At 72.6% G+C, this 23,989-nt stretch carries 26 protein-coding genes; 16 read left to right on the plus strand and 10 right to left on the minus strand.

From position 1 onward, the window contains the following. Positions 1–3: 3 nt before the first annotated feature. Entirely contained in the window at positions 4–1,269 is a 1,266-nt protein-coding gene (locus ACIQMX_RS23140; protein WP_363077505.1) for an inorganic phosphate transporter, read from the minus strand. A gap of 236 nt (positions 1,270–1,505) precedes the next feature. Between ACIQMX_RS23140 and ACIQMX_RS23145 the strand changes: the two genes are divergently transcribed. The 3 genes from ACIQMX_RS23145 (at position 1,506) to ACIQMX_RS23155 (ending at position 4,927) form a co-directional block, all read left to right on the plus strand. Then, complete coding sequence (locus ACIQMX_RS23145; protein WP_402480672.1) at positions 1,506–2,174, plus strand: class II aldolase/adducin family protein; 669 nt, start codon at positions 1,506–1,508, stop codon at positions 2,172–2,174. A 129-nt stretch (positions 2,175–2,303) separates the two neighbouring features. Beyond that, positions 2,304–3,431: a hypothetical protein gene (locus ACIQMX_RS23150; protein WP_363077509.1), complete on the plus strand. Its 1,128-nt coding sequence runs from the start codon at positions 2,304–2,306 to the stop codon at positions 3,429–3,431. Between the two features lie 185 nt (positions 3,432–3,616). Continuing rightward, the gene (locus ACIQMX_RS23155; protein ID WP_402480772.1) at positions 3,617–4,927 is read left to right on the plus strand and encodes a hypothetical protein; all 1,311 of its coding nucleotides are present in this window, start codon (positions 3,617–3,619) and stop codon (positions 4,925–4,927) included. 71 nt (positions 4,928–4,998) lie between these two features. On the opposite strand, the gene ACIQMX_RS23160 is transcribed toward ACIQMX_RS23155, so the two are convergent. After that, complete coding sequence (locus ACIQMX_RS23160) at positions 4,999–5,412, minus strand: VOC family protein (RefSeq protein WP_363077511.1); 414 nt, start codon at positions 5,410–5,412, stop codon at positions 4,999–5,001. Between the two features lie 122 nt (positions 5,413–5,534). Further along, the gene (locus tag ACIQMX_RS23165; RefSeq protein ID WP_402480675.1) at positions 5,535–6,425 is read right to left on the minus strand and encodes a neutral zinc metallopeptidase; all 891 of its coding nucleotides are present in this window, start codon (positions 6,423–6,425) and stop codon (positions 5,535–5,537) included. A gap of 279 nt (positions 6,426–6,704) precedes the next feature. Here ACIQMX_RS23165 and ACIQMX_RS23170 point away from each other — a divergent pair, with 279 nt between their 5' ends. From ACIQMX_RS23170 to ACIQMX_RS23180, 3 genes are all read left to right on the plus strand, one after another. Beyond that, complete coding sequence (locus tag ACIQMX_RS23170; RefSeq protein ID WP_402480678.1) at positions 6,705–8,303, plus strand: ABC-F family ATP-binding cassette domain-containing protein; 1,599 nt, start codon at positions 6,705–6,707, stop codon at positions 8,301–8,303. Positions 8,304–8,706: 403 nt separating this feature from the next. After that, on the plus strand, positions 8,707–8,928 hold the full coding sequence (locus tag ACIQMX_RS23175) for a helix-turn-helix domain-containing protein (RefSeq protein ID WP_007263382.1): 222 nt from the start codon (positions 8,707–8,709) through the stop codon (positions 8,926–8,928). Between the two features lie 160 nt (positions 8,929–9,088). Further along, the gene (locus ACIQMX_RS23180) at positions 9,089–9,880 is read left to right on the plus strand and encodes an enoyl-CoA hydratase/isomerase family protein (protein WP_402480682.1); all 792 of its coding nucleotides are present in this window, start codon (positions 9,089–9,091) and stop codon (positions 9,878–9,880) included. A 27-nt stretch (positions 9,881–9,907) separates the two neighbouring features. Here the strand turns inward: ACIQMX_RS23180 and ACIQMX_RS23185 are convergent, their stop codons facing one another. After that, positions 9,908–10,648 (minus strand): hypothetical protein, encoded by a 741-nt coding sequence (locus ACIQMX_RS23185; RefSeq protein WP_402480685.1) that lies wholly within the window; start codon positions 10,646–10,648, stop codon positions 9,908–9,910. 92 nt (positions 10,649–10,740) lie between these two features. On the opposite strand from ACIQMX_RS23185, the gene ACIQMX_RS23190 reads away from it, so the two are divergent. The 5 genes from ACIQMX_RS23190 to amaP are packed head-to-tail and all read left to right on the plus strand — an operon-like array spanning position 10,741 to position 13,068. Next, a complete protein-coding gene (locus ACIQMX_RS23190; RefSeq protein ID WP_402480688.1) occupies positions 10,741–11,235 on the plus strand; it encodes an Asp23/Gls24 family envelope stress response protein in 495 nt (164 codons plus the stop codon). Positions 11,236–11,265: 30 nt separating this feature from the next. After that, a complete protein-coding gene (locus ACIQMX_RS23195) occupies positions 11,266–11,457 on the plus strand; it encodes a hypothetical protein (protein ID WP_136330255.1) in 192 nt (63 codons plus the stop codon). Continuing rightward, on the plus strand, positions 11,454–11,816 hold the full coding sequence (locus ACIQMX_RS23200; protein WP_148015978.1) for an Asp23/Gls24 family envelope stress response protein: 363 nt from the start codon (positions 11,454–11,456) through the stop codon (positions 11,814–11,816). Before ACIQMX_RS23195 ends, ACIQMX_RS23200 begins: the two co-directional genes overlap by 4 nt. Further along, positions 11,813–12,484, plus strand: coding sequence for a DUF6286 domain-containing protein (locus ACIQMX_RS23205; RefSeq protein WP_363077523.1), 672 nt, complete (start codon positions 11,813–11,815; stop codon positions 12,482–12,484). The genes ACIQMX_RS23200 and ACIQMX_RS23205 overlap by 4 nt, the downstream gene beginning before the upstream one ends. Before the next feature lie 5 nt (positions 12,485–12,489). Next, positions 12,490–13,068 carry an alkaline shock response membrane anchor protein AmaP gene (amaP, locus tag ACIQMX_RS23210; protein WP_402480693.1) on the plus strand — a complete coding sequence of 193 codons (579 nt, stop codon included), beginning with the start codon at positions 12,490–12,492 and terminating at the stop codon, positions 13,066–13,068. Positions 13,069–13,244: 176 nt separating this feature from the next. On the opposite strand, the gene ACIQMX_RS23215 is transcribed toward amaP, so the two are convergent. From ACIQMX_RS23215 to ACIQMX_RS23240, 6 genes are all read right to left on the minus strand, one after another. Next, the gene (locus ACIQMX_RS23215; protein ID WP_363077527.1) at positions 13,245–14,000 is read right to left on the minus strand and encodes an SDR family oxidoreductase; all 756 of its coding nucleotides are present in this window, start codon (positions 13,998–14,000) and stop codon (positions 13,245–13,247) included. 4 nt (positions 14,001–14,004) lie between these two features. Continuing rightward, positions 14,005–15,816, minus strand: coding sequence for a glycoside hydrolase family 15 protein (locus ACIQMX_RS23220; protein ID WP_363077529.1), 1,812 nt, complete (start codon positions 15,814–15,816; stop codon positions 14,005–14,007). Between the two features lie 94 nt (positions 15,817–15,910). Then, positions 15,911–16,705, minus strand: coding sequence for an SURF1 family protein (locus ACIQMX_RS23225; protein ID WP_402480775.1), 795 nt, complete (start codon positions 16,703–16,705; stop codon positions 15,911–15,913). A 231-nt stretch (positions 16,706–16,936) separates the two neighbouring features. Then, positions 16,937–17,170, minus strand: coding sequence for a hypothetical protein (locus tag ACIQMX_RS23230; protein ID WP_136330261.1), 234 nt, complete (start codon positions 17,168–17,170; stop codon positions 16,937–16,939). Positions 17,171–17,233: 63 nt separating this feature from the next. Next, entirely contained in the window at positions 17,234–18,238 is a 1,005-nt protein-coding gene (locus ACIQMX_RS23235; RefSeq protein ID WP_363077531.1) for a DEDDh family exonuclease, read from the minus strand. A 29-nt stretch (positions 18,239–18,267) separates the two neighbouring features. Beyond that, entirely contained in the window at positions 18,268–18,912 is a 645-nt protein-coding gene (locus tag ACIQMX_RS23240) for a TetR/AcrR family transcriptional regulator (RefSeq protein ID WP_402480698.1), read from the minus strand. Positions 18,913–19,024: 112 nt separating this feature from the next. Between ACIQMX_RS23240 and ACIQMX_RS23245 the strand changes: the two genes are divergently transcribed. The 5 genes from ACIQMX_RS23245 to ACIQMX_RS23265 are packed head-to-tail and all read left to right on the plus strand — an operon-like array spanning position 19,025 to position 23,966. Continuing rightward, positions 19,025–19,825 (plus strand): acetoacetate decarboxylase family protein, encoded by an 801-nt coding sequence (locus ACIQMX_RS23245; RefSeq protein WP_363077535.1) that lies wholly within the window; start codon positions 19,025–19,027, stop codon positions 19,823–19,825. Then, on the plus strand, positions 19,822–20,706 hold the full coding sequence (locus ACIQMX_RS23250; RefSeq protein ID WP_363077537.1) for an SDR family NAD(P)-dependent oxidoreductase: 885 nt from the start codon (positions 19,822–19,824) through the stop codon (positions 20,704–20,706). Before ACIQMX_RS23245 ends, ACIQMX_RS23250 begins: the two co-directional genes overlap by 4 nt. A 17-nt stretch (positions 20,707–20,723) precedes the next feature. Next, on the plus strand, positions 20,724–22,004 hold the full coding sequence (locus ACIQMX_RS23255; protein ID WP_363077539.1) for an amidohydrolase family protein: 1,281 nt from the start codon (positions 20,724–20,726) through the stop codon (positions 22,002–22,004). Next, on the plus strand, positions 22,001–23,227 hold the full coding sequence (locus ACIQMX_RS23260) for an amidohydrolase family protein (protein WP_363077541.1): 1,227 nt from the start codon (positions 22,001–22,003) through the stop codon (positions 23,225–23,227). Before ACIQMX_RS23255 ends, ACIQMX_RS23260 begins: the two co-directional genes overlap by 4 nt. 25 nt (positions 23,228–23,252) lie before the next feature. Further along, positions 23,253–23,966, plus strand: coding sequence for a VIT family protein (locus ACIQMX_RS23265; protein WP_402480703.1), 714 nt, complete (start codon positions 23,253–23,255; stop codon positions 23,964–23,966). The last annotated feature ends 23 nt before the right edge of the window (positions 23,967–23,989 follow it).

Genomic DNA, 23,989 nt, shown 5'->3' on the forward strand with positions numbered 1-23,989 from the left:
CTCTTAGACCGTGGCGGGTCGGGCCGGGTCGGCGACCGGCCCGGCGGGGGCCGGGATGGTGGCCGTGAGGTCGTGGGGCTGAGCGGCCGCCGCGGTGGGCGGCGGGCTGACGGCCGCGATGGCCTGGGTGACGACGCCCGCGGGCTCGGCGTCCTCGCCGGCCGGGGCGACGTCGTCATGGCCGACGGGCTTGCGCCGCGACAGCATCCAGATCGCACCGGAGCCCGCGACCAGCAGCGCCGCGACGACCACGACACCCCAGGTGCCCTGCTTGGTGAGGAGCTCCGCGCCCGCGCCGACCAGACCGGCGGCCGGCAGGGTCAGGCCCCAGGCGACGAACATCCGCGTGGCGGTGGACCAGCGGACCACACCGCCCTTGCGGCCGAGGCCCGCGCCCATGACCGCGCCGGAGCACGACTGGGTCGTGGAGAGCGAGAAACCGAGGTGCGAGGAGGCCAGGATGACGGTGGCCGCGCTGGTCTGGGCGGCGAATCCCTGCGGCGGCCTCAGCTCGGTCAGGCCGCTGCCCATGGTGCGGATGATGCGCCAGCCGCCCAGGTAGGTGCCGAGCGCGATGGCGAGGCCGGCGGCGACGATGACCCAGACCGGCGGGTTGGCGCCGGGGGAGAGGACGCCGCCGGTGACCAGGGCGAGCGTGATGATGCCCATGGTCTTCTGCGCGTCGTTGGTGCCGTGCGCGAGCGACACGAGCCCGGCCGAGGCGATCTGGCCGGCGCGGTACCCCTTCGCGGTGGCCTTCTCCTGGGCGCCGCCCGTGACCTTCCCGCCGATGCGGTACGTCAGCTTGGTGGCCAGCAGCGCGGCCAGACCGGCGACGACCGGCGCGGCGACCGCGGGGAGCAGCACCTTGGTGACGACGGTGCCGCCGTCGACCGACGACCAGCCCGCGGACATCACCGCGGCGCCGATCAGGCCGCCGAACAGTGCGTGCGAGGAGCTGGACGGGAGGCCGACCAGCCAGGTCAGGAGATTCCACAGGATGGCGCCGACGAGCGCCGCGAAGATGACCTCGGTTCTGAGCCCGTCTTCGTTGATGATCCCGCCGGAGATCGTCTTGGCGACCTCCACCGACAGGAACGCGCCTACGAGGTTGAGAACGGCGGACATGGCCACCGCTGTCTTGGGTTTGAGTGCGCCGGTCGAGATGGTGGTGGCCATCGCGTTGGCGGTGTCGTGGAAACCGTTCGTGAAATCGAACACTAGAGCTGTCACGATCACAATCGCGAGCAGCAGCGTGATGTGTTCCATTTACCCAGGCAATCGTTCGACGTCAGTGGCACGTGGACCGTAGGCAATCTGGGTGAACGGAAGATGAACTGGGCAGGGCGTTGTGGTGACCCCAACCGGAGTGCCGCCGCCCTTTTCGTCCGTCGGCTGACGGCGGGATTCCGGTACGGGCCGGTGTGGGCCCGGAATCCGGCGTCCGGGATGGTCGTTGGGGGAGGGGTGGCAGAGTGCCGCTCATCCGTTGAAAGGATCTTCGTATGAGCGACGAGTGGCGGGATTCGATCGAACAGGCCTGGGGTGCGGTCGTCGCCACCGCCCGCCGGACGGCCTCCGAGGGACTCGTCGTCGGCACCTCGGGCAACGTCTCGGCGCGGGTCGGCGGGACCGTTCTGGTCACCCCCAGCGGAGTGCCGTACGACCGGCTCCGTCCCGAGGACCTGACCGGCGTCGATCTGGGGGGCAAGCAGATCCTCGGCACCCTGGCTCCCACCAGCGAACTTCCGCTCCATCTCGCGGTGTACCGGAACACCGAGGCCGCTGCCGTGGTGCACACCCACGCGGTGCACGCCACGGCCGTCTCCACGCTGGTCGCCGAGGTGCCGTCGGTGCACTACGCCGCAGCGATGCTGGGCGGTCCCGTCCGGGTCGCCGCCTACGCCCGCTACGGCACGGACGAACTGGCCGAGAACATGCTCACGGCCCTGCGCGGCCGCACCGGCTGCCTGCTGGGCAACCACGGCACGGTCACCTATGGCGCCTCCCTCGACGAGGCGTACGACCGCACGGCCCAGCTCGAATGGCTGTGCCGCCTCTGGCTCACCGCGAGCTCGCTGCCCGGCCGGACCCCGGCCCTGCTCACGCCGGAGCAGCTGAGCGACGTCGGCGAGGCGCTGAAGGGCTACGGCCAGCCGCGCGGAGACCGGTAGGGGACCCGGTCGGCGTGGAGACACGGGTAAGGAACCCGGCCCCCGCGGAGACCGGTAGGGGGCCCGGCCGGCGCACCGGACGGCCCCCGCCCACTGGCAGCGTGCGGCGACGCCCCGGAGACTGAAGCCGTGCGCCCCGCTACAGCAACGGCAGCAGCCGTCACCACGATCCTCGGCGTCGGCGCGGCCGCGGTCGCCGCCGGCCGGTACGCCGGCGACGTCGCCCTCAAGGCACCGTCCGGACGCCCCCTCCCCGCCGACCGCCGGCTGACCGTCCACGCGACGGCGGCCGGGCAGGTCACCCTCACCCGGTCCTTCACCTCGCTCCGGCCGGGCACCTACGGGCTGGTGGGCGACGACGTCCACGCCGTCGTGGGCCCGGTGATCGACCAGGCCCACGAGGCGGCCGACACCGTCGTGCGCCGGCTGGAGCGCGTGAACCACGGCATCCTGCGCCCCGGCGCCAAGGTCCGCATCACGCCGGAGCTCCACAGCGGCGACCCCGCCACCTCCCTCGGCCTCGCCTTCCGCGAGGTCGAGATCCCCGGGGAACTCGGCGGTCTGCCCGCCTGGTTCGTACCGGGCCCCCGCGACACCTGGGTCATCACCGTGCACGGCCTCGGCACCACCCGGGAACACCCGCTGAACCTGACGGCCTTCCTGCACGGACAGCAGCTCCCCGTGCTCGGCCTCGCCTACCGCGGCGACCCCGGGGCGCCCCGCTCCCCGGACGGGCTCTCCCACCTCGGCGAGTCCGAGTGGCGGGACCTGGACGCGGCCATCCGCTTCGCCGTGCGCTACGGCGCGGAGAAGGTCGTCCTGCACGGCTGGTCCACCGGCGCCTCGATGGCCCTGCACGCCTGCGTGAACTCCGCGCTGCGGGACCGGATCTGCGGCCTCGTCCTCGATTCGCCGGTGCTGGACTGGCAGGCCACGCTGCGCGCCCTGGCCGCCGCCCACGGCGTCCCCTCCGCCCTGCTGCCCCTCGCCGTCCGCGCCGCCCAGGGGAAGACCGGACTGCGCGGAGCCCGGCTGCTCGACACGTCGCTGCCCGCGACCCTGCACGCGCCGACGCTGATCTTCCACGGACCCGACGACACCCTGGCCCCGTGGCAGCCGTCCCGGGAACTCGCTGCCCGCCGCCCCGACCTGATCGCTCTGCACGCAGTTCCCCAGGCTCCGCATGCGGCGATGTGGAACGCCGGCCCGGCTCGCTACGAAGAGACGCTGCGGCGCTTCCTCACGCCCCTGATGTGAGCTGATGTGCTGCTTCGGCCGATTGGTCCCGGCCGGTGCGGCACCGTCCCGACACCGGTGATCCGGGTTCCGTTTGGGCTTTCGGGCCGTCAGAGGCAAGACTGCTCCCCGTGACGTCCCGTACCCCGCGCGACTCCAGGCTGCGACTTGTCCGCCCGCGACCCCTCGCCACCGCTCGCAAGGCCGTGACCACCCGGCGCGCCAGGCCGGCGCCCCGCCCGCCCGAGGGCACTCCGCCCCGGGCGGAACTGGCCCGTCAGGCCAGGACCGCTCTCGATGACGCCGTACGGATCGCCCGCTGGGCGGCCGGCGGCGCGAGCCCCGGCACGCCGCCCCTGGCCGCCCAGGCCCTGGAACGGGCCGCGGCCGCGCTGGCGCTGTCCCCGGCCCAGGTGCGCTCGGGCTGGGACCGGGCCCGGCTCGCCGGCCTCGTGGAACTGCACGGCGAGACCGCCCGGCCCGGCTGGCGCCTGCGTGCCTGGGACCGCGACGACTCCGCCGTGCTCCGTGGCTGGGTGGCGCTCTTCGACGCCTGGTCGCTCGTCCACCCCGCGCCCCAGGACATCGAGTCCACCGCGGTCGCCGAGGCCGTCGAGGCCGTGCCCCAGGTGCTCTCGCTCCTTCAGCTCTCGGCCGGCCCGGTCACGGTGCCCGCCCTCCTGGACCTGCTCGGCCAGCGCGTGGCGGAACTGCACGAGGAGCGCTGCGAGGTGCCGTACGGGCCGCAGCCGCTGCCCGCCCCCGCCGAACCGGCACCCGCCGCCCACCCCGCCGCACTGGTCGCCCTCCTGCTGGACTGGGCCCTCGACGGGCTGGCCGCGGTCGGTGCGCTCACCCTCGGCGCCGGGACCGCCACCCTGACCCCGCTCGGCAACTGGGCGGTCTGGGTCAAGCTGGAACAGATCTGCGTCGCCGCCCAGAGCCCGGCCGGGAACATCGAACAGTCCGCCGCCGACATGCTGCTCGGCTGTGCCCGTCTCACGCCCGGCCCGGCCCGCGCCGAATACCGGGCCTGGCTGGCCGCCCGCCCCGTCGGCAGCGCCGTCGCCGAACTGCTCGGCGTGGCCCGGGGCGAGGACGCGCTGCTGCGCGGGCTCGCCTTCGAGGCCCTCCGGGTCGTCGGCGCACCGGCCGAGCCCGAGGTGCGCTCCGTCGTCGCCGACCCGTCACTGCGCCCGTACGCGCTGCTCTGGCTCGCGGAGTACGACGGAACCGACCCCGAGGACGCCCAGGAGGTCCTCAGCCGTGAGGAGGCCACCTGGCTCTGGGTCGACACCGCGGCGGCCGTCGCCGACCACGGAGAGACGGGACTGCTGGTCCGCCACCTCGACTCGGCCGTGCAGGGCACCGTCCCGGCGCTGCTGGAGGAGGTACGGGCCGTCGGCCATCCGCGTACCGTCCAGGTCCTGGTCGCCCTCGCCGCCGCGCACCCCGACCCCGCGCTCGCCAAGGCGGTCCGCAAGGCGGCGTTCCAGGTGCACACCGGCGGCGCCTGAACCGTCGCGGCCCGCCGCCGGGCTCGCGGTCACGGCGGCATCGTCACCCGGGCCCCGGGTGACGATGCCGCTCAGCCCGCCGATCCCGGTGCGTACGTCCCGAAGCTCCACACGTTGCCCTCCGCGTCCCGCGCCATGTAGTCCCGTGAGCCGTAGTCCTGGTCGGTGGGCGGCATGAGGATCTCCACCCCGTGCTCCACGGCCCGGGCGTGGTGGGCGTCCACCTCGTCGACCACCACGTAGACGCCGGCCGGCCCCGCGTCCCGCATCGCCCGGGCGAAGACGCCCTCGCGGCCCTTGGAGCCCAGCATCACCCTGCCGTTGCCGCAGGACAGCTCCGCGTGCATCACCGTGCCGTCCTCGCCCTCGTACACAGCTTCCCGGGTGAAGCCGAGGCCCTCCGTCAGCGTCTTGATCGCGGCCTTCGCGTCGTCGTACAGAATCGTCGGATAGATCGTCGGTACGCCTGCCGTCGCGTCTGCCATCGTGCTCGTTCCCTTCTCGCGCCGCACCGGGTCCATGCGACCCGACTGTGATCTGCGTCTCAGTCTTCCACCGGGTGCTGACAACGACCTGCGCAACGCCGGGCCCCCGCCGTCCGCGCAGGTCAGCGGAAGGTGTCGCAGGCATCCAGGTCGCCGCTGGTGAAGCCCGTGGTGAACCACTGCTGGCGCTGCGCGGCCGAGCCGTGCGTCCAGGACTCGGGGGTGACCCGGCCCTGGAACTTCTCCTGGATCCGGTCGTCGCCGACCGACGCGGCCGCGTCGAGTCCGTCCCGGATGTCCGCCCGGGTGAGCTCGGTGATCAGCGGCCTGCCGGTCGACTCGTCGGGCGTGGTCGTCGCGTGGTTCGCCCAGACCCCGGCGTAGCAGTCCGCCTGCAGTTCCACCTTCACCGCGTTGCTGTTCTCGCCGGTACGCCCGTCCTGCGAGCGGGCCAGCGTCCCCATCTGGTTCTGCACGTGGTGTCCGTACTCGTGCGCGACGACGTAGGCCTCGGCGAACGGTCCCCCGCTCGACCCGAACTTGGTCCGCAGCTCGTCGAAGAAGCCCAGGTCCAGATAGACCTGCCGGTCGCCGGGGCAGTAGAACGGCCCCACGGCCGAGGTGGCCGACCCGCAGGCCGTGCCGACCCGGTCGGTGAACAGGACGGTGCGGGCGCTGCCGTACGTGGCGCCGCGCCGCTGGAACTCCTGGCCCCAGTAGTCCTGCACGCTGTTGACCACCGCGACCGTCCGGCAGTCGTCCTTGGTGTTGGCGTCCCGGCCGGTCCGGCAGTTCTGCGCGACCTGCGCCGCCGACGAGGCGGTCGCGGTCGTGCCCGAGTCGCCGGAGGAGAGTCCGAGCTGATCGGGACCGACCCCGAAGAGCAGCCCCAGGATCAGCGCGATGACCCCGGCGATCCCGCCGCCCACGGTGGCCCTGCCGCCAGGGATGCGGCTGCCGCGGGTGTCCTGCACCTCGGACGTGTCCAGATCGGCGTCGTCGTCGAACTGCATGGCACCACCCTCTGCTCCGCGCGCGGCTGCCGCACAGCCCTGCGCCGAGTATCGGATAATTCACACCGCAATGCCCCTTTTTTCCCGCAGGGTGGGGATCGTCGGGCGTGCCGGGCGGGCTTTCGGCAACTGCGGTGGGAGCAGGCGGAAAAGTGGCTGGACACCGCCAGTAGACTGGTTCTCATGGCAATTCTCCTTGTGCGTGTGCGTGAGTAACGGCGTCGAGTCGTGAATCGCTAGCCGTTCCTCCGCCGTCCATACCGCTCTGGAGTTTTCCCCGTGATCACCGCTTCCGGCATCGAGCTGCGCGCCGGCGCCCGCATGCTCATCGAATCCGCCTCCTTCCGGATCGCCAAGGGCGACCGCATCGGCCTCGTCGGCCGCAACGGAGCGGGCAAGACCACCCTCACCAAGTGCCTCGCGGGCGAGGGCACCCCGGCGGCCGGCATCATCACCCGCTCCGGCGAGGTCGGCTATCTGCCGCAGGACCCGCGCACCGGCGACCTCGACGTGCTCGCCCGGGACCGCATCCTGTCCGCCCGCGGCCTCGACGAGATCCTGCGCAAGATGCGGGAGAACGAGGACCGGATGGCGAACGGCAAGGGCGCCACCCGCGAGAAGGCGATGAAGAAGTACGAGCGCCTGGAGACGGAGTTCCTCACCAAGGGCGGCTACGCGGCCGAGGCCGAGGCCGCCACCATCGCCGCGGCGCTCAGCCTGCCCGACCGGGTGCTGGGCCAGCCGCTCCACACGCTCTCCGGTGGTCAGCGACGCCGTGTCGAGCTGGCCCGGATCCTCTTCTCGGACGCCGACACCCTGCTCCTCGACGAGCCCACCAACCACCTCGACGCGGACTCGATCGTCTGGCTGCGCGACTACCTCAAGAGCTACCGCGGCGGCTTCATCGTGATCTCCCACGATGTCGAGCTCGTCGAGACGGTCGTCAACAAGGTCTTCTACCTCGACGCCAACCGCTCGCAGATCGACGTCTACAACATGGGCTGGAAGCTCTACCAGCAGCAGCGCGAGGCCGACGAGAAGCGCCGCAAGCGCGAGCGGCAGAACGCGGAGAAGAAGGCCGCGACCCTCAACGCCCAGGCCGACAAGATGCGCGCCAAGGCCACCAAGACCGTGGCCGCGCAGAACATGGCCAAGCGCGCCGACCGGCTGCTCTCCGGCCTGGAGGCCGTCCGGGTCTCCGACAAGGTCGCCAAGCTGCGCTTCCCCGACCCCTCGCCGTGCGGCAAGACCCCGCTGATGGCCGAGGGCCTCTCCAAGTCCTACGGGTCGCTGGAGATCTTCACCGATGTCGACCTCGCGATCGACAAGGGATCCCGGGTCGTCATCCTCGGCCTCAACGGCGCCGGCAAGACCACGCTGCTCCGGCTGCTCGGCGGCGCGGAGAAGCCCGACACCGGCGACATCATCGAGGGCCACGGGCTGAAGCTCGGCTACTACGCCCAGGAGCACGAGACCCTCGACCCGGACCGCACCGTCCTGGAGAACATGCGCTCCGCGGCGCCCGACCTCGACCTGGTGGCGGTCCGCAAGACCCTCGGCTCGTTCCTCTTCTCCGGGGACGACGTGGACAAGCCCGCCGGAGTGCTCTCCGGCGGCGAGAAGACCCGGCTCGCCCTGGCGACGCTGGTCGTCTCCTCCGCCAACGTGCTGCTGCTCGACGAGCCCACCAACAACCTCGACCCGGCCAGCCGTGAGGAGATCCTCGGCGCGCTGCGCACGTACAAGGGCGCCGTCGTCCTCGTCACGCACGACGAGGGCGCCGTGGAGGCGCTCCAGCCCGAGCGCATCATCCTGCTGCCCGACGGCGTCGAGGACCTGTGGGGTGCGGACTACCGGGACCTGGTCTCGCTGGCCTGATCCGGCCCGGGCGGGTGCCGGGGCCCGTTCCCGGCCGTCGCCGGCGCGCGCGGCGGCCGCGTTCCGGCCCTCGTGGCCCGCTGATCCACTGGCACCGGATCATTCGGCCTACGCGTGATCCATCATCTGTGTGAGGGCGTCTCGTACCTCGGCGCGGCACCCGGCAGTTAGCTGCCGGGTGCACGCATGAGGGGCCCCGGATCCCATGCGGCCCTGACCAGGCCGTTCCTCCGGCATGGTGGCCCGGCCGGTGCCACGGCCCCGCGGAATCAAGGATTCCGCTCGTGTCCTCGCCCTGCCGGGGCGCCGATCCGCTTGCACGGACCTTGCCGAATGGGTGGCCAGGACGGCCCCGAGGGGTGATCATGAGAGTCCAGAGCGCACTTCCCATGAGGAGGCACGGGTGGCCGAGACTCTGAAGAAGGGCAGCCGGGTAACCGGCGCCGCGCGCGACAAGCTCGCGGCAGACCTGAAGAAGAAGTACGACTCCGGTGCGAGCATCCGGGCGTTGGCCGAGGAAACCGGCCGCTCCTACGGATTCGTCCACCGGATGCTCAGTGAGTCCGGAGTGACGCTGCGGGGACGTGGCGGAGCGACACGAGGCAAGAAGGCCGCGGCGGCCTGACGGCCGTCTCGGATCGGGGCGGGTCGCTCGACCTGTCCCGGGGCTCATCGGTTTCGGGTGGTGACCACCCGGTCGGTCGTGCGGTCGACCGGGTGGTTACTGTTCAGTCACTTAGCTCTGTGCTAACTGTACTGACCGCACCCCGATCCGGAGGCGCCCCATGACCTCGCTCGACACTGTGCTCGACAAGGACGGCGTACGACTCACCGTCGACGACGCGGTTGCCACGGTGACCCTCACCAATCCGGCCAAGCGCAACGCTCAGTCCCCCGCTCTGTGGCGGGCGTTGACAGAGGCCGGACGGGCTCTGCCCGGCAGTGTGCGGGTCGTCGTGCTGCGCGGCGAAGGTGTGTCGTTCTCCGCCGGACTCGACCGTCAGGCGTTCACCCCCGAGGGCTTCGACGGCGAGCCGTCGTTCCTCGACATGGGGCGCGGCCCGGAGGCCGAGCTCGACGCGGTCATCGCCGAGTACCAGGAGGCGTTCACCTGGTGGCGCCGCAACGACATCGTGTCGATCGCGGCCGTCCAGGGGCACGCCATCGGCGCGGGCTTCCAGCTCGCCCTCGCCTGCGATCTGCGGATCGTCGCCGAGGACGTGCAGTTCGCCATGCGCGAGACCAGCCTCGGACTGGTCCCCGACCTCACCGGCACGCACCCCCTGGTGCACCTGGTGGGGTACGCACGCGCGCTCGAAATCTGTGCCACCGGCCGCTTCGTGCACGCAGCCGAGGCCGAACGCACCGGCCTGGCCAACCTCGTGGTGCCCGCCGCGGAGCTCGAAGGGGCCGCCCGCGATCTGGCCGGTGCCCTGATCACGGCCCCGCGCGACGCCGTCATCGAGACCAAGGCCCTGATCGCCGGCGCCGTCTCCCGTACGTACGAGGAGCAGCGCGTCGCCGAGCGCGCCGCACAGGGCCGCCGGCTGCGTGACCTCTCGGGCACGGCCGACTGAGCACGTCCGACCGCGGGCCCGGGCGCATCACCCCGGGCCCGCCGCCATGTCGGCGCCGGGCGGGTCCTGCGGTCCGGGCCCCTCCGTCACCGCCGTGACCAGCACCGCGACCGCCACGTGCCCGTCCGCCGCCTGTGTCACGGCCGCCCGCACCGAGCGGGCCACGTCCAGTGCCCGGTGGCCGCCGTCCGTCGCCAGCTCGACCCGTACGTGGTCCGGGCCGGGGTGCACGGACGCGCCGAGCACCCGCGTCAGCGTCGCGACCCCCGTCACTCCAGCGGCGGCACGGCCCACCGCGTCCTGCGGATCCGCCGGGCGCACCTCGACAGCGGGTGGTGCGGCCCGTTCCGGTTCGGCGTCCAGCAACTCCGTCACCTGGACATCCACCTCGTCGACCACCAGTCCGAGCCGCCGGGCGGCAGCCGTCAGCAGCGCGGAGCGCAGCGCCGCGGCGGCGGCCGGGATCGGCAGGTGTGCCGTCGCGGCCACGGTGGCCTCGATCCGCAGCGGGCCCGGCGGCAGCGCGCTCGGGGGCGGCGGCACCTGCGGGGCGGGAGCCGCCTCGGTGTCGGCCACGGCGATGCGCAGCTCCAGGAGCACCGGTCCCGAAGCGCCCACCGCCCGGTGCAGTACGGCCGCCGCCGCCCGTTCCGAGATCCAGGCCCCGTCCGCCGGGCCGCCCAGCGGCAGGAGCCGGCCGAGGCCGAGCCGTTGCCGGACCGCGGCCGTCCATCCTTGAGCCCTCTGCGAGCCGTCAGCCGTCGTCATTGCTCCAGCCTGCCGCATCCACGGCGCGAGACCGGGCAAGCGCACTTAATCTGGGCAAGGAAGTCCAATCTGCCCCGAAGGGAAGAACGGCGATGACCGAGACCCCACAGCGGAACCGGCCCGAGAACCCCGACAAGGACGCGACGGGGGGCGACAGCAGGAGCAGCTCGCTGACCAAGCGCGGCGGGGGAGCCCCGGCCACCCGCGGCCGTACGACGATCGCGGACGGTGTCGTCGAGAAGATCGCCGGAATGGCGGCACGCGACGTGGTCGGTGTCCACGCGATGGGCAGTGGACTCTCGCGGACGTTCGGCGCGGTGCGCGATCGCGTCCCCGGCGGTTCCAAGTCGGTCACCCGTGGGGTGAAGGCCGAGGTCGGCGAGTCCCAGACGGCCCTCGACCTGGAGATCGTCGTCGACTACGGCGTGTCGATCGCCGATGTCGCCCGCGATGTGAGGGAGAACGTTGTCGCGGCGGTCGAGCGGATGACGGGGCTCGAAGTCATCGAGGTCAACATCGCGGTGAGCGATGTGAAGCTGCCCGACGAGGACGACGACGAGGACCAGTCCGAGCCACGTGTCCAGTAGTCCTCCGTCAGAGGCAGTTGAGGAGCGCAGATGAGCATGGCTGTGGTCGGCATGGTGGCCGGCATGGCGCTCGGGTTCGCCGGGTACTTCGGCGGGTTCGGAGCCTTTCTGCTGGTGGCTGCCCTGGGGGCGATCGGTTTCATCGCCGGTCGCTTCCTCGACGGTGACCTGGAGCCCGGCGACTTCTTCCGGAGTCGCGATCGCGGCGACCGACGGCGGTGACGGCGTTGTCGGGGGCGGGCGGCCGGGTCGCCGCCGCGGAGCGCGGGGAGACCCGGATCGCCGACCGGGTCGTCGCGAAGATCGCCGCTCAGGCGGCGAAGGAGGCGGTCGACGAGCCCGCGAAGGACGCCGCGTCGCCGCGGGCCACGGTCACGGTGCACCGTGACACCGCGCGCGTACGGGTGAGTCTGGAGCTCGGGTATCCGAGCGACATCGGGCGTCAGTGCGGTGCCGTGCGTCGCCGGGTCGCCGAGCGGGTAGAGGCGTTGGCAGGGATGGAGGTGCCCGAAGTGGCCGTACAGGTCGAGCGCCTGCATCCCTCAGGAGCGAGCCTCGCGGCGCAGGGGAGGATCCGATGACCGAGCCCCGGAACCCGGAGAACAGCGCGGAGCACACCGTGGAACACGGAGACGTGCTCGCGCTCGACCAGTCGGCGTCGTCCGCGGCCTACGACCCGGTCCCGGCCAAGGAACGGAGCGAGGGCGGCTCGGGCCGCTTCCGGTCGGCCCGCCGCATCCCCGCGGGCATCACCGCCCTGGTGGTCCTGGGCGGCGCCGGACTGCTCCTCTACGACGTGGCGGCCGTGCGCGCGGACCATCCGGCGATGCAGTGGCGCCGCTCGCTCGCCGACGAACTGGCCGAGCGCCGGCTGGACGACGTCTGGGTACTCACGGGAGCCTCGGTCGCCGCGGCCGTCGGCCTGTGGCTGCTCCTCCTCGCTCTCACGCCCGGACTGCGTGATCTGCTGCCGATGCGCCGGCGCGGTCCGGACGTACGGGCGGCTCTCGACCGGACCGCGGCGGCCATGGTCCTGCGCGACCGGGCCGTGGAGGTCTCCGGTGTGCAGTCGGTCCGGGTCCGGATGGGCCGGAGCAAGGTGGGGGTGCGGGCCGTCTCGCACTTCCGTGAACTCGACGACGTACGGGCCGATCTGGACACCGTGCTCTCCACCGGCATCAGGGAACTCGGACTGGCCAGGCAGCCGAGCCTGTCCGTGCACGTCCGCCGTCCGGCGAAGAAGGGGTGAGCCGCGTGATCGGGACCGTCAACCGGGTACTGCTGGGCCTGGCCGGGCTGGTGCTGGTCTGCGTGGGCGGCGGGGTGCTGGCCGCGGCGGTCGGTCTCTCCGTACCGTCCTGGTGGCCCTGGTACGGCAAGAACGACGTCCTGCTGAGCGACGCGGACCGCGACCGCTGGCGCTCCGAGGGCTGGTGGTGGCCGGTCGTGATCGCGGTCCTCGCGGTCCTGGTGGTGCTCGCCCTGTGGTGGCTGCTGGCCCAGCTGCGCCGGGCCCGCCTCGCCGAGGTGCTCGTGGACAGCGGCGACGGCGAGGGTGCGCTGCTGCGAGGCCGCGCCCTGGAGGGTGTGCTCGCGCAGGAGGCGGGCGCCCTGGACGGGGTGGCCCGCGCCCAGGTCGTCCTGACCGGCAGGCGCAGCGAGCCGCAGGCCAGGGTCCGGCTCCTCATGGAACCGCACGCCGGTCCGGACGAGGCGCTGGGCCGGCTCACCGACGAGGCGCTGGCCCATGCCCGGGACTCGGCCGGGCTGGCGAAGCTGCCGGCCGAGGTACGGCTCAAGGCGGTCAAGCACCGGGCGGAACGGGTGAGCTGACGAGCAGCGGACGACGCGGCCGGGGGGGGGCCCCCCCCCGGGGGGGGGCCCCCCGGCCCCCCCCCCCCGGGGGGGGGGGCCCGCCCCCCCCGGGGCGCCCGCCCCCCGGCCGCGTTCGCCCGGATCTGATCTCCGCGGCGGCCGGAATGTCCGCCGGGACGGGCGTCGGGGGCGGCTCAGAAACCGCGCCGGGACCCGCCGTCGACCGGCACCATGATGCCCGTCAGATACGAGGCGGCGGGCGAGAGCAGGAAGGCCGCGGTCCGGCCGAACTCCTGCGGAGTGCCGTAGCGGCGCAGCGGGATGGCCGCCTCGTTGGCGGTGCGCGAGGCGGCCGCGTCGCCGGACAGCGCGTCCAGTTCACGGACCCGGTCCGTGTCGATGCGGGCCGGAAGCACGCCCACCACGCGGATGCCCCGCGGGCCGAGCTCGTCGGCCAGCGACTTCGCGAAGCCCGCCAGGCCGGGGCGCAGTCCGTTGGAGATGGTCAGGCCGGCGATCGGCTCGTGGACGGAGCCGGAGAGCACGAAGCCGATGACCCCGCCCTCGCCGAGCGCCGCCGCCGCCGTCCGGGCCAGGCGCACCGCGCCCAGGAACACCGACTCGAACGCCGACTGCCACTGCTCGTCGGTGTTGTCCGCGGCGGAGCCCGGCGCGGGGCCGCCGACGCTGATGAGGATGCCGTCGAGCCGGCCGAAACCTTCCTGCGCGGACTCCACCAGCCGCTGTGCCACGCTCGGGTCGGCGTTGTCGGCCGCGAGTCCCACCGCGTCGGGGCCCAGCTCGTCGGCGGCCTCCCGGACGCTCTTCTCGTCGCGGCCGGTGATGATCACCTTCGCGCCGTCGGCGACCAGGGCGCGCGCCGTGGCGTTGCCCAGCCCCCGGGTCGCTCCGGTGACGATGTACACACGGTCCTTCAGTCCAAGATCCATGGCCCTATCCTGCCTCCTGTCCCCGTGCCACGTCCTCGGCGGCCTGCGCTTCGGCCAGTGACACCGCCGTGCCGACCAGCCCGATGTGGCTGAACGCCTGCGGGAAGTTGCCGAGCTGGCGCATGGCCGTGGTGTCGTACTCCTCGGCGAGCAGCCCCACGTCGTTGCGGAGCGCCAGCAGCCGCTCGAAGAGTTCGGTCGCCTCGTCGGTGCGTCCGGTCATCCGCAACGCGTCCGCCAGCCAGAACGAGCAGGCGAGGAACGCGCCCTCGCCGCCCGGGAGACCGTCCACCGCGGTGTTGTCCGTGCTGTAGCGGCGCACCAGTCCGTCGCTGCCCAGCTCGTCCCGGACGGCGTCCACCGTTCCGATGACGCGCGGGTCGTCCGGCGGCAGGAACCCGGTCCGGGCGATCAGCAGCGTCGCGGCGTCCAGCTCCCGCGACCCGTACGACTGGGTGAAGGTGTTGCGTACCGGGTCGTACCCCTTCTCGCACACCTCGCGGTGCACGGCGTCCCGCATCGCCCGCCAGCGGTCCGCGTCGCCGGACAGCGACGGGTCCTCCTCGAGGCTGCGCACCGCGCGGTCGGCCGCCACCCAGGCCATCACCTTGGAGTGCACGAAGTGGCGGCGACGGCCGCGGATCTCCCAGAGCCCCTCGTCCGGCTCGCGCCAGGTGGACTCCAGGAAGCCGAGCAGGCTGAGCTGGAGGCTCCAGGCGTGCGGCGCGTCGTCCAGGCCCGCGACCCGGGCCAGCCGGAGCGAGTCGATGACCTCTCCGTAGACGTCGAGCTGGCGCTGGCGCACGGCGGCGTTGCCGATCCGGACCGGGGCGGAGTTCTCGTAGCCGCGCAGCCAGGGGAGTTCCGCCTCGGGCAGCCGGCGCTCGCCGGAGAGGCCGTACATGATCTGCAGATCGGCCGGATCCCCGGCGACCGCGCGCAGCAGCCAGTCCCGCCACGCGGCGGCCTCCTCCAGATAGCCGGCCGAGGTCAGCGCACCGAGGGTGAGGGTGGAGTCCCGCAGCCAGCAGTAGCGGTAGTCCCAGTTCCGTACGCCGCCGATGTCCTCCGGGAGCGAGGTGGTGGGGGCCGCCACGATGCCGCCGGTCGGACCGAAGGTGAGCGCCTTGAGGGTGATCAGCGAACGGATCACGGCGTCCCGGTAGGGCCCCTCGTACTTGCACCGTCCGGACCACTCGGCCCAGTCGGACAGGGTGTTCTCCAGGGCCTCGTACGGGTCGACGAGATCGGGGCGCGGCGAGTGCGAGGGATGCCAGGTCAGGACGAAGGCCACCTGTTCGCCCGCGGCGACGCTGAACGAGGAGCACGTGGAGAACTGCTGGCCCCAGGTCTTGACGGGAGGTTCGCTGCGCAGCCAGGCGGAGTCCGGCCCCGCGACCGCCACCCGGTGGCCCTGCGAGCGGCGCATCCACGGCACGACGGAGCCGAAGTCGAAGCGCAGCCGGATCACCGAGGCCATGTCGACCGTGCCGCTGATGCCCTCGACGATCCGCATCACATCGGGCTCGTGGTCGCGCTGCGGCATGAAGTCGATGACCTTGACGGTGCCGGTGCGGGTCTCCCAGAACGTCTCCAGGACCAGGGAGTCACCGCGGTAGGAACGGCGCGTACAGGTCTCCGCGCCCTTCGGGGCGATGCGCCAGTGGCCGTTCTCCTCGTCGCCGAGCAGTGCGGCGAAGCAGGCGCCCGAGTCGAAGCGGGGCAGGCACAGCCAGTCGACAGAACCGTTCCTGCCGACCAGGGCGGCTGTCTGGAGATCGCCGATGAGGGCGTAGTCCTCGATGCGTGGGGTCACGTTCTGGCGTGTTCCCGAACCTGGCGCCCGCTAAGCAGCCACGGGGGCAGGAGAGGCGCGTGTCACCCCCGCGGACGCCGGACCGGACGCGCCGTCAGGCCTTCGCGGGCTCGGGCTCCGCCGCATCGGCCTGCCCGGCGGCCGCCGCCAGCCGGTCGCGCTTCTCCCGGCGGGCCAGCACCACATAGCCGACCGGGACACCGGCGGCGAACAGCCACCACTGCACGGCGTACGCCATGTGCGGGCCGATGGAGCTGTCGTCGGGAGCCTCGATCAGCTCGGGGGAGTCACCCTTCGGCTCCGGTCCGGTCTGCTCGATGTAGCCGCCGAGCACCGGGCGGGAGAGGAGCTTCGCCTGCTGGGCGCTGTTGATCAGCATCACCTGGCGGTCCGGCAGGTCCGAGAGGTCCTTGATGCCGCTGGCGCTCGTCGTCTCGTCGGCCTTGAGCCGCCCGGTGACGGTCACCTCGCCCTTGGGCACGGCCGGTACGTCGGGGAAGGCGTGCTGGTCGGCGGCGGACGGGACCCAGCCGCGGTTGATCATGACCGTGCCGCCGCCCTTGAGGTCGAACGGGATCAGCACATGGACGCCGATGGAGCCGTCGGTGGCGGTCCTGCGCCGGACGACGACCTCGTGCTTCTCGTCGTACGTCCCGGTGGCGGTCACCGCACGCCAGTAGTCCGAGCGCGGAACGACATGACCGGGTGAGGTGAGGCCCGCGACCGGCACGGGCTTCGCCTTGAGGTTCTGCGAGATCAGGGCGTTCTGTGCGACCTTGTGCTCGTGCCGGTGCAGCTGCCAGAAACCCAGTTCGACCATCGTCGGAATCAGGACGAGGGCGATGAGGGCGAGGATCAGCCACTGCCGGGTCAACAGGAAGCGGTACACCCCATGACGGTACAACTGCGTCATGGGGCGCATCGCGGAGGGGTGGGGGCGGGAGTGCGGCGCCGGGGTCTTTCGTTTGGATCAGGCCGGATCAGGGAGCGGGCCCGGTGCGTGCGGCTGCACAGCGGAGGATGGAGTCACCGCGGAGCACGGGCGACCGACGGCAACGCCGCAGACGCGCGTGCCGGGGCCCGCGAGCCCGGCATGATCCGAACGGAAGACCCCAGGCGTTCAGACCTTGTCGACGATGCCCACCTTCCCCTCCGCGCGGGCGCAGTGGCCGCCGCAGAACCAGTGTCCGTCGACCTCGACACCCTGGCCGATGACCTGGACCCGGCAGTGCTCACAGATGGGCGCCATGCGGTGGATGGCGCAGGAGAAGCAGTCGAAGACATGCACCGCGCCCTGCGCGTGCACCTCGAAGGACATCCCGTAGTCGTTTCCGCATACCTCGCAACGTGCCATGCGCCACAGGGTGGGACGCCGGGCGGCGACGGGCGAGCGGCGGGCGGGCGAGTCGCCCCCGGTTCACTCCGATGACGGCGTCGGCGCCGGCACCGTGGCGGACGCGGCCACGTCCCGCAGGAGGTGGGTGAAGGCGCTCTCGTCCACGATCGGCGTGCCGAACGACTTCGCCTTCACCGTCTTCGAGGTCGCCGCGTCCGGGTCGTTGGTGACCAGCAGGCTCGTCAGCCGGGAGACGCTCGTCGCCACATGCAGCCCCGCCTCCACGGCCCGGTCCTCCAGGAGCTCGCGGTCGACCGAGGTGTCGCCCGAGAAAGCCACCCGCATGCCCTGCATGAGAGGTTTCTCCTTTTCGTACCGTCCCGGGTTCGGATACGGGCAGGCCGGGCGCTTGCGCGAGGGACGCCAGCTGTTCTGCGCCCCGTACGAGGGCTGGTAGCCGATCCGCGGGGTGACGGGGGAGTCCGACCACTCGGTCAGCGGCCGGCACTCCAGCAGCGGCAGCCGCATGCCGTCCCGCGCCGCCGCGTGCAGGCTGGGGCGGAACGCCTCGGCGAGCACCCGGGCGTCGTCCAGGGCGTGGTGCGCGCGCTCCTGCACCACGCCGAAGTGCGCGGCCAGCGACTCCAGCTTGTGGTTGGGCAGGGGCAGCCGCAGTTCCTTGGCCAGCGCGATGGTGCACAGCCGTTGCTGGACGGGCGCGATCACCGCGGCCCGTGCGTACTCCCGGGCCAGCATCGACCAGTCGAAGGCGGCGTTGTGCGCGACGAGCACACGGTCGGCGAGCCGCTCGGAGAGCTCCGCGGCCACCTCGGGGAAGAGCGGGGCGCCTTCCAGGACATCGCTCGTCAGCCCGTGGATCCAGACCGGGCCGGGATCGCGCTCCGGGTTGACGAGGCTGTACCAGTGGTCCTCGACGTTGCCCCGGGCGTCCAGGCGGTAGACGGCGGCGGAGATGATCCGGTCGTCCCGTGCGAGGCCGGTGGTCTCCACGTCGACGACCGCGTACCCCTGCGGGTAGGCGGTCGGCCACGGTGCTGCGGTCTGGCGGTCGTCGAGCATGGTCACAGAGAATACGGGCCGACACCGACAGTCCCCTATTCGGCCGTCACCCCCAAGGCGCCGACGCCGATGAGCAGCCCGTCCACCAGAGCCCGTACGGACGTCACGAACAGCCGGTCCTGGTCGGCCGGCCGGGCCAGCGCCCTGGCCAGTGCCGGGTCTTCGCCGGCCGTCGACGCGCTCCACAGATCGCCCTCGGCGGGCGACTGCACGGGGGACCGTTCCCGGTTGCGCTCGACGAGCAGGAAGCCGACGGTGTGGAACTGCACCGCCCGCACCGCGTCCGCCGCGCGGGCGCCGCGCAGCCCGGCGGCGTGCACCTCGTGGGCGAGCGCCTGCTGGGCCGGCAGGAACATGCGTTCCGTCAGTCCCCGTTCGTGGACCATGGCGATCAGATGGGGCCGGGCACGCAGCTCCCGGCGCAGCCCGCGGGCCACGGAGACGATCCGTGCGGCCGGGGTCCGGCCGGTGGGGCGGAGGGTGCCCATCTCCTGGACGGTGCGCTCGACCAGGGCGTCCAGCAGCGACTCGCGGTTGCCGACGTGCCAGTAGATCGACGTGACGGCCGTGCCCAGCTCGGCGGCCAGCTTGCGCATGGTGAGGCTCTGCGGACCGTGCCGCCGTACGAGTCCCGCGGCGGTCGCGAGGACCTCCTCACGCGTCAGCGACGATCGAGTCACGGCTCCTCCGGTCTCCAGAACTCCGTTACACGCACGGCTATTTACCCTTCGCGACCTCCGGTGTAACTGTGTTACAGAACCCGGCACGGACAACCGAGAAGGGTGGCACCGCATGGCACGTGTACGGTACGGCGCGCGCACCGAGGCCGAGATCGCTGCGGCCCGCGAGGCCCGCTCACGGCTCCCCGACATCTGGTCCACCGGCGTCGCCGCCGTCTGGGAGAGCGACCCGGACGCGGTGGCCGCGGTCCTCCCACCGCCCCTGAAACCCTCGGCGCGCCCGCTCGTCCGGGCGAACATCAGCAAGGTCGACCTGCCCGGGTATCCGCTCGGCGCGGGCTCCGTCGCGGTCGCCGCCGTCCATGACGGGCACGAGGGCTGGTACCCGCTGGTCATGCCGATGACCCACGAGCGGGCCCTGACCGGCGGCCGCGAGGTGTTCGGCGAGCCGAAGAAGCTCGGCGAGGTCAGCGTGGAGCGCGATGGGCTCCTCGTGCACGCCTCGCTCGCCCGCCACGGCATCGCCTTCGTCGAGATCCGCGGCGCGGTCGGCGAGCCGCTCCCGCTGCCCGGACCGGCCACCAAACTCGACTTCTACTTCAAGTTCCTGCCCGCGGTGGACGGCGAGGGCTTCGACGCCGACCCCGTCCTGATCCACTGCACCCGCCACGAGAAGGTCCGCCGGCTGGAGCGGATCACCGGCGACGTGGTGCTGCGCGAGTCCATGTACGACCCGGTCGCCGACCTGCCCGTCCTGCGCGTCCTCGACCTCACCATCGGCGAGAAGACCAGCGACCAGCAGGGCCGCGCCGTCGAGCGGGTGAGCGCCGACGCGCTCCTGCCGTACATCCACCAGCGCTACGACGACCCGCAGCAGATCCACGACGGCCCGCCGCGAGGGAGCGTCCGATGAGGCTTCGGGAAGGGCAGGTCGCCGTCGTCACCGGTGCCGCGAGCGGCATCGGACTCGCGATGGCCCGGAGGTTCGCGGCCGAGGGGCTGAGGGTCGTCCTCGCCGACGTGGAGGAGGGCGCGCTCGGCAAGGCGGCCGGGGAACTGCGCGCGGAGGGCGCACAGGTGCTGGCCCGGCCCGTGGACGTCAGCGAGCGCGACTCCGTACAGGCCCTGGCCGAGGCTGCGTACGAGGCCTTCGGGGCCGTGCACGTGCTGTGCAACAACGCCGGGGTCGGCTCCGGGGCCGAGGGCCGGATGTGGGAGCACGAGCCCAACGACTGGAAATGGGCCTTCGCCGTCAACGTGTGGGGCGTGTTCCACGGCATCCAGGCCTTCCTGCCGCGCATGCTGGCCGGCGGTGACCCCGGCCACGTCGTCAACACCTCGTCCGGCGACGGCGGGATCGCCCCGCTGCCCACCGCGTCCGTGTACGCGGTCACCAAGTCCGCCGTCGTCACGATGACCGAGTCGCTGTACGCGCACCTGAGGGCGGAGGGCGCGGCGGTCGGAGCCTCGGTCCTCTTCCCCGGCCCGCACATGCTGCGCACCGGGCTGTGGGAGTCGCACCGCAACCGGCCCGACCGGTACGCCAAGGAACGCCCGCGCCGGACCCCGTACAGAAGCCTCGACCAGTGGGAGAAGGCCATGAAGGCGGGCGGCCACGAGGTGGAGTTCACGCCCGTGGAGGACGTGGCCGCCACCGTGGTGGACGGGATCCGTGCCGACCGCTTCTGGATGCTGCCCGACAGCGAGCACAGCGACCGGCAGATCCGCGCCAGGTCGCAGTCGATGCTGGAGCGGTCCAACCCGTCCTACCTGGAGAACTTCATACTCGACTGAGGGGACAGGACCCAGCGATGACCCACGACGACCCGTACCTGATCATCTCCTCCGACTGCCACGCCGGGCTCCCCACCGAGGAGTACCGGCCCTATCTGGACAGCCGCTTCCACCGCGAGTTCGACGACTTCCTGGCCGGCCGCGACCGCCGCCGCGAGGAGATGACCCGCCTCGGCGTGCGCAACGAGGCATTCGCCGACAAGTGGTTCCACGACAACGAGGAAGGCCTCAGGGGCGGCTGGGACGCCGCCCAGCGGCTCAAGGAGCTCGACGGCGACGGCGTCGCGGCCGAGGTCGTCTTCCCCGACGCGGACGCCGTCGACAGCCGCACCGCGGCCCCCTTCGGGGTCGGCCTCGGCCTCTCCGGCGACCAGGACCCCGAGCTGGGCATGGCCGGGGCGCAGGCCCACAACCGCTGGCTCGCCGAGTTCGTCTCGCAGCATCCCGAACGCCACTGCGGTGTCGCCCTGCTGCCCGTCACCGGCGAGGTCGACCGGGTCGTCGCCGAGATCCACCGGGCCAAGGAGTCCGGCCTCGGCGCCCTGATGATCCCCTCCATGTGGGTGGACAAGGCCCCCTACCACGACCGTCGTTACGACCCGGTGTGGGCGGCCGCCGCGGAGACCGGGATGCCGGTCGTCACCCACTCCGGCGCGGCCCCGCGCCACGAGTACGGCGACCACCTCGGGATCTACGTCTCCGAGGTCACCTGGTGGCCGTCCCGCCCGCTCTGGTTCCTCCTCTGGTCGGGCGCCTTCGAACGGCACCCCGGGCTGAAGTTCGGCGTCGCGGAGTCCGGCTGCTGGTGGCTCCCGAACCTCCTGTGGTTCATGGACCGGCTCTACCTCGGCGCCCACGGCGGCAAGAAGCTCTCCCCGTTCGCCGAACTGAAGCGCCCGCCGCACGAGTACCTCGACCGGCAGGTGTTCATCTGCGCCACCAACACCAAACGCCGCGAACTCGCCCAGCGGTACGAGATCGGCGTCGGCAATATCCTGTGGGGCAGCGACTTCCCGCACCCCGAGGGCACCTGGCCCGACACCGCGAACTGGCTGCGCAACACCTTCCACGACATCCCCGTCGCCGAGACCCGCGTGATGCTGGGCCTGGCAGCCGCCGAGGTCTTCGGCTTCGACACGGACAAGCTCGCCCCGCTGGCCGCACGCATCGGCCCCACCCCCGCCGACCTGGGCCAGAGCGCCGACCAGAGCGCGGTCGAAGCGTCCTGGGCCCGCTCGCGCGAGGTCGGCCGGCACTGGCTGACCGACCACGACTTCCCCGTCCTGGGGGCGTCATGACGGACCGCTACACCGTCATCTCCGCCGACTGCCACGCGGGCGCCGACCTGCTCGACTACAAGCCGTACCTGGAGTCGAAGCACCACGACGACTTCGACGCCTGGGCGGCCACCTACGTCAACCCGTACGAGGACCTGGTCGCCGACACCGCGGACCGCAACTGGAACTCGGACCGCCGCCTCGCCGACCTGGAGGCGGACGGCATCGTCGCGGAAGTCGTCTTCCCCAACACCATCCCGCCCTTCTTCCCCTCCGCCTCCCTGATGGCCCCGGCGCCCTCCCGCCAGGAGTACGAACAGCGCTGGGCGGGCCTGCGCGCCCACAACCGCTGGCTCGCCGACTTCTGCGCCGCCGCACCGGGCCGGCGGGCGGGCGTCGCCCAGATCCTCCTCAACGACCCGGCCGAGGCGGTCCGCGAGGTCCGGCGCACCAAGGAGGCGGGTCTCACCGGCGGCATCCTGCTGCCCGGCACGCCGCCCGGCTCCGGCATCCCGGAGCTGTACTCCGCGGTCTACGACCCGCTCTGGTCGGTCTGCGCGGAGCTGGACGTACCCGTCAACCATCACGGCGGCTCCGCTTCCCCGCCGCTCGGCGACGAACCGGCGGCCCGCGCGGTCTTCATGGTCGAGACGACCTGGTTCTCGCACCGGGCGCTGTGGCACCTGATCTTCGGCGGCGCGTTCCGCCGCCACCCGGCGCTCAAGCTGGTCCTCACCGAACAGGGCTCCGGCTGGATCCCGGGCATCGTGGAGATGCTCGACTACTACCACGGCCGGCTGGTCGCGGCGGCGACCCGCGCGGCCACCGCCGAGTCCAAGTTCGGTGCGGGGCTGTCGGCCTCGATGGGCGCACGCCCGAGCGAGGTCTGGCGCGACAACTGCTTCGTCGGCGCCAGCTTCATGCGCCCGCACGAAGTGCCGCTGCGCGACCGGATCGGCCTCGACAAGATCATGTGGGGCAGCGACTACCCGCACGACGAGGGCACCGCCCCGTACTCACGGGAAGGGCTGCGGATCGCGTACGCGGGACTGCCGCCCGCGGAGGTCGCCGCCATGACCGGCGGCAACGCGGCCCGCGTCTACGGGTTCGACCTGCCGGCGCTGGACCGTATCGCCGCCTCCGTGGGCCCGACGGTCCAGGAGATCGCCGAACCCCTGAAGGAGGTCCCCGCCGACGCCACGAGCCCCGCCTTCGCCCCGGGTGGGTCGGTACGCGTCTGGTGACGCCGCGGAGTGAGACCATCCCCGGGTGACGGATACCCAGGCGCACCACGAACCGCACGGCAACGGCCTCGGCGCGCGGCTGAACTGGCTGCGCGCCGCGGTGCTCGGGGCCAACGACGGCGTGGTCTCCACCGCGGGCCTCGTCGTCGGCGTCGCGGGCGCGACCGGTGACCGCGGCACCCTGCTGACGGCGGGGCTGGCCGGGCTGCTGGCCGGGTCCATGTCGATGGCGGCGGGCGAGTACGTGTCCGTCTCCACCCAGCGGGACTCGGAGAAGGCCGCGCTGGCCACGGAGAAGCAGGAGCTGAAGGAGACCCCGGAGGCGGAACTCGCCGAGCTCACCGGCCTGTTGGAGGGCAAGGGGCTCAGCCGGGAGGTGGCCCGCGAGGCCGCCGTCCAGCTCACCGAACGCGACGCCCTGCGCGCCCACGCCGAGGTCGAGCTGGGCATCGACCCGGACGACCTGACGAACCCCTGGCACGCGGCGGGCGCCAGCTTCCTCGCGTTCACGGTGGGCGCGCTGCTGCCGCTGATGGCGATCGTGCTGCCGCCGTCGTCGCTGCGGCTGCTCGTCACAGTGCTGTCGGTGCTCGCGGCACTGGCCCTGACGGGCTGGTGGAGCGCCCGGCTGGGCGACGCGGCGGTGGGCCCGGCGGTGCTGCGGAACATGGGCGGGGGAGCGGTGGCGATGGCCGTGACGTACGCGGCGGGGGAGCTGCTGGGGGCGGCGGGGGTGTAGGAGCGACCGGCCCGTCCTGTTGG

Source organism: Streptomyces sp. NPDC091416 (assembly GCF_044756845.1).
Taxonomy (GTDB): Bacteria; Actinomycetota; Actinomycetes; order Streptomycetales; family Streptomycetaceae; genus Streptomyces.

What these genes read in the sequence shown, in the direction of transcription:
- ACIQMX_RS23160 (WP_363077511.1), bottom strand. Translation starts at nt 5,412, where the DNA reads ATGGCAGACGCGACGGCAGGCGTACCGACGATCTATCCGACGATTCTG.
- ACIQMX_RS23255 (WP_363077539.1), top strand. Translation starts at nt 20,724, where the DNA reads ATGACCCACGACGACCCGTACCTGATCATCTCCTCCGACTGCCACGCC.
- ACIQMX_RS23260 (WP_363077541.1), top strand. Translation starts at nt 22,001, where the DNA reads ATGACGGACCGCTACACCGTCATCTCCGCCGACTGCCACGCGGGCGCC.
- ACIQMX_RS23205 (WP_363077523.1), top strand. Translation starts at nt 11,813, where the DNA reads ATGACCGAGCCCCGGAACCCGGAGAACAGCGCGGAGCACACCGTGGAA.
- ACIQMX_RS23180 (WP_402480682.1), top strand. Translation starts at nt 9,089, where the DNA reads ATGACCTCGCTCGACACTGTGCTCGACAAGGACGGCGTACGACTCACC.
- ACIQMX_RS23215 (WP_363077527.1), bottom strand. Translation starts at nt 14,000, where the DNA reads ATGGATCTTGGACTGAAGGACCGTGTGTACATCGTCACCGGAGCGACC.
- ACIQMX_RS23230 (WP_136330261.1), bottom strand. Translation starts at nt 17,170, where the DNA reads ATGGCACGTTGCGAGGTATGCGGAAACGACTACGGGATGTCCTTCGAG.
- ACIQMX_RS23190 (WP_402480688.1), top strand. Translation starts at nt 10,741, where the DNA reads ATGACCGAGACCCCACAGCGGAACCGGCCCGAGAACCCCGACAAGGAC.
- ACIQMX_RS23245 (WP_363077535.1), top strand. Translation starts at nt 19,025, where the DNA reads ATGGCACGTGTACGGTACGGCGCGCGCACCGAGGCCGAGATCGCTGCG.
- ACIQMX_RS23195 (WP_136330255.1), top strand. Translation starts at nt 11,266, where the DNA reads ATGAGCATGGCTGTGGTCGGCATGGTGGCCGGCATGGCGCTCGGGTTC.
- ACIQMX_RS23185 (WP_402480685.1), bottom strand. Translation starts at nt 10,648, where the DNA reads ATGACGACGGCTGACGGCTCGCAGAGGGCTCAAGGATGGACGGCCGCG.
- ACIQMX_RS23140 (WP_363077505.1), bottom strand. Translation starts at nt 1,269, where the DNA reads ATGGAACACATCACGCTGCTGCTCGCGATTGTGATCGTGACAGCTCTA.
- ACIQMX_RS23250 (WP_363077537.1), top strand. Translation starts at nt 19,822, where the DNA reads ATGAGGCTTCGGGAAGGGCAGGTCGCCGTCGTCACCGGTGCCGCGAGC.
- ACIQMX_RS23165 (WP_402480675.1), bottom strand. Translation starts at nt 6,425, where the DNA reads ATGCAGTTCGACGACGACGCCGATCTGGACACGTCCGAGGTGCAGGAC.
- ACIQMX_RS23145 (WP_402480672.1), top strand. Translation starts at nt 1,506, where the DNA reads ATGAGCGACGAGTGGCGGGATTCGATCGAACAGGCCTGGGGTGCGGTC.